The following is a 6,616-nucleotide window of genomic DNA, read 5'->3' on the forward strand; positions in this document are numbered from 1 at the left end:
CCGCTCTTTTCATGGGGGAGTTCAAGTGAATCGTGTTGGTTGTGAAGTACAATGAAACGTGTGTGATTATATGCAAAATCATGGATATTCTCTTGGACGATCGTTAACCCGTATTCTTGTGCAGCCAATTCATTCCCGATTGCCGCCAGCCTTTCCTGCGGGTGCTCGCTCACATATTTGGCAGCTGCTGCGGTTGATGTCGCCTGCTCCAGTGGAGTACCCCGGAATTTCTGATGGAGAAATTTATGACACTGTGCCAACGCATGAGAATGGGACATGATTTTCTCTACTTTGCTTTCATCGCAGCCTTGGCCGGGATGCACCATCAGATGCTGCTGAATAGGAGAAGTTAGCTCGGCCACGATGGATAAATCCGCTTCATGAAACAAGTAATCAACCGTAATATGTACAGAACCTTCCAGCGCGTTTTCCAAAGGAACGACAGCATAATCAACTTCTCCTTCAATGACAGCTTCTATACAATCTGGTATCGTCACAAATGGTACTTTATTTTCTGCTGGAAAAGCTTTCTTCACAGCCAGGTCTGTAAAAGAAGCCTGAGGTCCTAAATAAGCAATTTTCAAATGGTCTCTTCCTCTCGAGAAATTTATTGAACATTCTAACATGCGAAGGAACGGTTTGTATACAACTTCTTTTCAAAAATGTTATATCAGAATCATATTGTTGTCAGGTTAACGGAATTTTTCCAGACAAAAAAAGAAGTGTCAGGCCCCTGAGCCCAACACTTCCACTTTTTCGACAAATTCAAGCCGTTTTAAATTTGACAATAAATCTTCCAATCCGACTTTGAGATCCGTTACATTAAGGGACAACGTTACGTTCGCTCTCCCCTGCAGCGGGATCGTCTGGTGTATGGTTAAAATATTGCATCCATGCTTCGCCGTTTCACTCAGAAGATGGGACAGTGTACCTGAACGATCTTCCAAATGGAAGAATAACGTGATGATCCTTTCCTTCACGATCGTATGGAATGGAAAGACCGTGTCACGGTATTTGTAAAACGCACTTCGGCTGAGATCTACACGATTAACAGCTTCCCACACTGAGTCAGCCTTTCCTCTTTCGATCAACTCTTTGGCGTCGAGCGTTTTCTTCATCGCTTCCGGCAGCACGTCTTCCCGCACTAAATAAAATTTACCATCCTGGAACTTTTTCCCCACCGATTATTCCTCCAATACGAACAGGTTTAATCAACGAATTCAAATTCATATTTCAACAAGCGTATTGTGTCACCGTTTTCGGCACCGCGTTCACGCAAGGCATCATCGACACCATAAGAACGAAGCTGTCTCGCAAAACGTCTGACAGAATCTTCACGGGAGAAATCAGTCATCTTGAACAACCGTTCAATCTTCGCTCCGCTGACAACGAAGGTTCCATCCGGATCACGGGTGATCACAAAGTCTCGCTGATCTTCCTCGTGTCTGTAAACCACACGGTGAATACCTGTTTCCTCTACTTCTTCTGTAATCGGGAATTCTTCCGTGGTCTCCAGCTTATCGGCCACGGCAAACAACAGTTCCTTCAAGCCTTGCTGAGTAAATGCAGATATCGGGAATACAGGATAATCATCTTGAAGCTTTTCTTTAAACACGTCAAGATTTTCTTCTGCTTCAGGCATATCCATCTTGTTCGCCACGATAATTTGCGGACGTTCAGTCAAACGAAGATTATATTGTTTCAATTCTTCGTTGATTGTCAGATAATCTTCGTAAGGGTCGCGTCCTTCCATGCCGCTCATATCGATTACATGCACGATGACACGGGTTCTCTCGATATGGCGAAGGAACTGATGCCCAAGACCTACACCTTCGTGAGCCCCTTCTATCAGTCCCGGCAGATCGGCCATAACAAAGCTTCTGCCATCAGCTGTTTCGACCATTCCAAGATTCGGGACGATTGTCGTGAAATGATAGGAAGCAATCTTCGGTTTTGCTGCTGAAACGACCGATAATAATGTAGATTTTCCGACACTCGGAAATCCGACAAGGCCGACATCAGCCAGCAGTTTCAATTCCATCACGATGTAGCGTTCCTGACCAGGTTCCCCTTTTTCCGAAAGCTCGGGAGCAGGGTTTGCAGGAGTCGCGAATCGTGAATTCCCGCGGCCGCCGCGGCCGCCTTTTGTGATGACTGCACGCTGTCCATGCTGCGTTAAGTCAGCAATCGTTTCCCCGGTATCATCATCTTTGACAACCGTACCCGGCGGCACTTTCACAACCATATCTTCTGCATTTCTGCCATGCTGGTTCTTACTCATGCCATGCTCTCCGCGAGGTGCCTTAAAGTGACGCTGGTAACGGAAATCCATCAGTGTTCTGAGCCCTTCGTCCACTTCAAAAATGACATCCGCCCCATGACCGCCGTCCCCGCCTGCAGGACCGCCTTTAGGCACATATTTTTCCCGGCGGAATGCAACCATTCCGTTACCGCCGTCTCCGCCTTTTGTATAGATCTTGACCTGATCGACAAACATACTTTCACTCCTAACTTACTTATCCATCACGTTGATATCACATATGTAACTTCATGCTATTCAACAGAAAGATGAATCACAAACGCTTCTTTTTGAAGCAGTTCCGTCTCTATATTTTGTCCGTTTTTCTGCTTATTCTCAATCCATTCTTCCAAACCAGCTGTTTCTTTTAGTATACCTGTGAAATCAAATATAAAACGGGGATTTTCCTCGGAAAGGTTGATGATTAAAGAAAGCTGATTTTCCCCTCTGGCCTCTGCATTGGATTCAACAAGTTCCATAACCTCTTTGCATAAGAGAACGAGCTTTCGATCATTTAGCTTGCGGGCATACCCCGTCTGCCCGACTTCAAACTCCAGCTTCACCAAGCGGGTCGACCAGTTATATGTTAAAATCCATTCTGACAATAATGGAAGTTTCAGATTTGATAGCTTTGATTCATTTTTCGCCGTGAGTACCATGGTATCTATGACTTGTTTAGCACGCTCCACCCGATCTAACTCAAGATTGCCTTTGATTAACTGCAGATCATTCATCCAATCATGACGAGCATGTCTCAATGCGTCCACTATACCCCAATTTTCGCTCATATAATAACTCCTATACTTTATGTGCTATTAGTTAGTATATCAAAGATGAGCGTGCTTCGTATATTGTTTATGAAAAAAGTGTCGAAGGACGGGTTTTTATGATCGGGACTGTTGAGTAGTTTGGATCGGTTCCGCGCAATGCCGAAGTTGATCATAAATCACTGGAAGTTGAAAATAATTCGGACAAGGTTAAAAATCTCATTTGTTGATCATAGATTATGCTTCGTGAGAAAAAATGAAAGCTGTCAGGCAGTCAGAGACTCGACAGGCATATCGTGTTGCCGGATTCTTCTTTTCAAACAGTGGGTTCATTATCAATTATCTATATTTTAATCAAACCGCATGGCTCAATATCTCCTGCAAAATCATCTGCCACCAGGAACGAACTTTTTACATCCTTCAAAAAAAATAAAACTCTAACCGAAAGTCGGTTAGAGTTTTCGTTAAAGATATGCGATTAAGCTTCATTCGCAACAGGGTATACGCTCACTTTTTTCTTGTCACGACCCATGCGTTCGAAACGAACAACACCGTCTGTTTTAGCAAAAAGTGTATCGTCACCACCACGGCCAACGTTCAAACCTGGATAGATCTTTGTACCGCGTTGACGGTAAAGGATAGATCCGCCTGTAACCATTTGACCGTCTGCACGCTTAGCACCAAGACGCTTAGAGATAGAGTCACGACCGTTTTTAGTCGAACCTACTCCTTTTTTAGACGCGAAAAACTGAAGGTCTAATCTTAACATCTGTTCCACCTCCTACTTTTTGAAGGTTATTTTAATGAAATCACGATAGTCTCTTTCAATTGTTTGCAGGCTGATAACCATACTACTGAGTAGCAGCTGGACCTTCATGTCCGTTTCTTCCGATAAGCCGTCGGGAATGACGCATCTTAAGTATCCCCCATCGGCAGATTGCTCGATAACAGGTTCAACTCCGGTCAATGATATAATGCCATTGACACTTCCGAATGAAACAGCAGAGGCACCGGCACAAACAATATCCTGCCCTTTTTCGGCAAAATCTGCATGACCGTCCATGGAGAAAGAACGAATTCTTCCGCCTGACTTCTCAACGTAAACGTTAATCATTCAATCACGCCTTACGCGTTGATTTCGTCAATTACAACTTTAGTGTAAGGTTGACGGTGACCTTGCTTACGACGGTAGTTCTTCTTAGGCTTGTATTTGAATACTACAAGCTTTTTCGCGCGGCCTTGTTTCTCAACCTTCGCTGTTACAGTAGCTCCATCCACTAATGGACTTCCTACTTTCACATCGTCACCACCAACGAAAAGAACCTTGTCGAATGTTACCGTATCACCTTCACCTGCGTTTAGCTTTTCGATGTAGATTGCTTGACCAGCTTCTACACGGATTTGCTTACCACCTGTTTCGATAATTGCGTACATAATCGCACCTCCTTAATAAACTCAGACTCGCCAATCACAGGTGCTGGATCTCTCCACACTTTAAGACCTGTTCTGAGCGGTTGTAGCACGGGTGCTACAATCAATAACATTAGAATCCTATCACAAATTGAGAGATGGTGTCAATATAAATCTTGAAATTCATATGATCTTTGCTCACTGCTTTGATGTTTCCTGCGAAGTCATAGACCGTTCCTTTACGCGGGGAGGAAGCCGAGCCGAGCCTCTTTGACTTTTCCTGTTTCGACTCTTGGGAATCCGAATTCGTCAGCCAAACCCCACAAAAGGCAAACTGCTCCCTGCCGGATGTCGCCCCTTGTGCTTGTCATCCGGTTCCGCCTTTCTTCGCTCCTCTATATCCCTTCGCAGTCAAATGCCTTCTGTTCCCATCCACTCTAGGTTAGCGGAATTATTAGCAGTAATCTCTGCTAAGAGATTTTTCCAATTTGATAATGCGGATGGGGATGATCGATGACTTGAAGGTCAAGGTTTATATTCAATGCTTTCTCCAGTCTTCTCACATGCTGCTTGTCACTGCCGGCAAAAACCTCAAATACATCCGCCGTTGCTTCTATGATAATTTGAAAGGTGTCGGTACCTTGATATTCCCACAGCTCCCTCTCCAGCTGAAAGGCTTTGCTTTCGGGACTGATGATCCTGCCGGTTCCGCTGCACACAGGACATGGTACGGTTAAATATTCATCAAGAGATGGTCTTGTCCTTTTCCTAGTCAGTTCAAGGACCCCTAGTGAAGTAAAGCCCAAAATGGTGGTACGCTGTGAGTCAGATTGAAGAGCCTCGGTGAAGACCGTCAGCACTTCCTCGCGATGGCTTTCTTTTTTCATATCGATGAAATCAATCAGGATGATCCCGCTGATATTCCTGAGGGCCAATTGCTTCGCCATTTCCACTGCTGCCAATTTATTTGTCTGCAAGACGGTCTGTTCAAGGTCATCTTTACCTGTGAATTTGCCAGAGTTGATGTCCACGACTGTCAGCGCTTCTGTCGCTTCAATGAGCAGAAAAGCTCCGTTATCAAGCCAGACCACTTTTTTCAGGGCGTTTTTCCAATCACCAGAAACCCCGAAATGATGAAAAATATTTTCACTTTGCCTATAATGCTCGATCGACCATTTTCCGCTGTAATGAGTGTCAATCCAAGTCCGCAAATGTTCAAAGCAGGAAAAGTCATCTACATATATATTTCCGCCTCTACCTCTTTTCAATTGTTCAAAAAGGTCCGCATAGAATGCATCTTCTTTATATAAGATAGCAGGAGCTTTACTGCGCCGGCTCAATCCCTCGAGTGCCAGGAACCTGGTTCGCAATGCATCCAGTTCACCGATCAATTCTTTCCTTTCAGCGGTTGAAGCATTTGTACGGAAAACAATGCCTTCCCCTTCTTTTTTCCAATCCTTCCCCTCCCGTTTCAGTTCCCGTCTCTTCATTTCATCAAGTTTCTTTGAAACGGCGATATAATGACCCTCAGGCATATAGACAAGAAGCTCGCCTTTCAATTCAATCACTGCAGACAATTTCGGGCCTTTTGTCCCCGCGGCATCCTTTGTCACCTGCACAAGAATTTTTTGGCCTTCATGCACACATTTCCCGATCGGCAAGGCTGCATCACCGCTGTGATACGCTGCGATGTTCTGCGGGAATTCTTTTTCATGGAGATAGCCATTTTTATCCTGTCCTATATCCACAAACGCTGCACCCAGACCTTTTTGCACCTTGACAACTTTGCCAAAATAAATATTCCCGGTCAGTGTTTCTTCCTGGGGCTGATACGTATAGAGTCCGCTCACCCTCTGATCTTTACGCAGAACCCATCGTTTTTCTCTTCCTTTTCCATGCACAATGATTTCTTCCAACGGACGACCCCTCTTTCTATATAAACAGAAGTAATATGCGTTTTTCCGTGGTAAATGAAAAAAAGGATTGACTACGATCGTCAAACCTTTGGATTTTCTATTATTTACTTTATACAGTCTTTAGGCATTCGTCAATAAAGGTAGAGCAGATCCTTTGTTTTGGCGTTGGTCATCTTTTCCGCAAAGAATGCATGGAGAAGTTCATATTCATCAAGCTTCCCCAC

8 protein-coding genes and 1 other annotated feature are annotated in these 6,616 nt (G+C 44.4%); all 8 genes read right to left on the minus strand.

Annotation, left to right across the window (positions count from 1 at the left end; translation table 11 throughout):
- On the minus strand, positions 1–584 hold a 584-nt coding region (gene pheA, locus HP456_RS17940), incomplete at its 3' end, for a prephenate dehydratase (RefSeq protein ID WP_172253636.1).
- Positions 585–725: 141 nt separating this feature from the next.
- Positions 726–1,181 carry a transcriptional regulator ThrR gene (gene thrR / locus HP456_RS17945; protein ID WP_172253638.1) on the minus strand — a complete coding sequence of 152 codons (456 nt, stop codon included), beginning with the start codon at positions 1,179–1,181 and terminating at the stop codon, positions 726–728.
- Positions 1,182–1,207: 26 nt separating this feature from the next.
- Positions 1,208–2,497: a GTPase ObgE gene (gene obgE / locus HP456_RS17950; RefSeq protein WP_172253640.1), complete on the minus strand. Its 1,290-nt coding sequence runs from the start codon at positions 2,495–2,497 to the stop codon at positions 1,208–1,210.
- A 56-nt stretch (positions 2,498–2,553) separates the two neighbouring features.
- A complete protein-coding gene (locus HP456_RS17955) occupies positions 2,554–3,087 on the minus strand; it encodes a Spo0B C-terminal domain-containing protein (protein ID WP_172253642.1) in 534 nt (177 codons plus the stop codon).
- Positions 3,088–3,544: 457 nt separating this feature from the next.
- Positions 3,545–3,835, minus strand: a complete 291-nt coding sequence (gene rpmA, locus HP456_RS17960; protein WP_044339518.1) for a 50S ribosomal protein L27 — start codon at positions 3,833–3,835, stop codon at positions 3,545–3,547.
- 12 nt (positions 3,836–3,847) lie between these two features.
- Positions 3,848–4,180, minus strand: a complete 333-nt coding sequence (locus HP456_RS17965) for a ribosomal-processing cysteine protease Prp (RefSeq protein ID WP_172253644.1) — start codon at positions 4,178–4,180, stop codon at positions 3,848–3,850.
- Positions 4,181–4,191: 11 nt separating this feature from the next.
- Positions 4,192–4,500, minus strand: a complete 309-nt coding sequence (gene rplU / locus HP456_RS17970; RefSeq protein WP_172253646.1) for a 50S ribosomal protein L21 — start codon at positions 4,498–4,500, stop codon at positions 4,192–4,194.
- 13 nt (positions 4,501–4,513) lie between these two features.
- Positions 4,514–4,592 (minus strand) — a sequence feature (ribosomal protein L21 leader region).
- Positions 4,593–4,946: 354 nt separating this feature from the next.
- Positions 4,947–6,392 (minus strand): Rne/Rng family ribonuclease, encoded by a 1,446-nt coding sequence (locus HP456_RS17975; protein ID WP_172253648.1) that lies wholly within the window; start codon positions 6,390–6,392, stop codon positions 4,947–4,949.
- Positions 6,393–6,616 lie beyond the last annotated feature (224 nt).

Origin of the sequence: Bacillus haikouensis, assembly GCF_013179555.1 — a bacterium.
In the GTDB taxonomy this organism is placed as follows: Bacteria; Bacillota; Bacilli; order Bacillales; family Bacillaceae_B; genus Rossellomorea; species Rossellomorea haikouensis_A.

What these genes read in the sequence shown, in the direction of transcription:
- HP456_RS17955 (WP_172253642.1), bottom strand. Translation starts at nt 3,087, where the DNA reads ATGAGCGAAAATTGGGGTATAGTGGACGCATTGAGACATGCTCGTCAT.
- HP456_RS17965 (WP_172253644.1), bottom strand. Translation starts at nt 4,180, where the DNA reads ATGATTAACGTTTACGTTGAGAAGTCAGGCGGAAGAATTCGTTCTTTC.
- obgE (WP_172253640.1), bottom strand. Translation starts at nt 2,497, where the DNA reads ATGTTTGTCGATCAGGTCAAGATCTATACAAAAGGCGGAGACGGCGGT.
- rplU (WP_172253646.1), bottom strand. Translation starts at nt 4,500, where the DNA reads ATGTACGCAATTATCGAAACAGGTGGTAAGCAAATCCGTGTAGAAGCT.
- rpmA (WP_044339518.1), bottom strand. Translation starts at nt 3,835, where the DNA reads ATGTTAAGATTAGACCTTCAGTTTTTCGCGTCTAAAAAAGGAGTAGGT.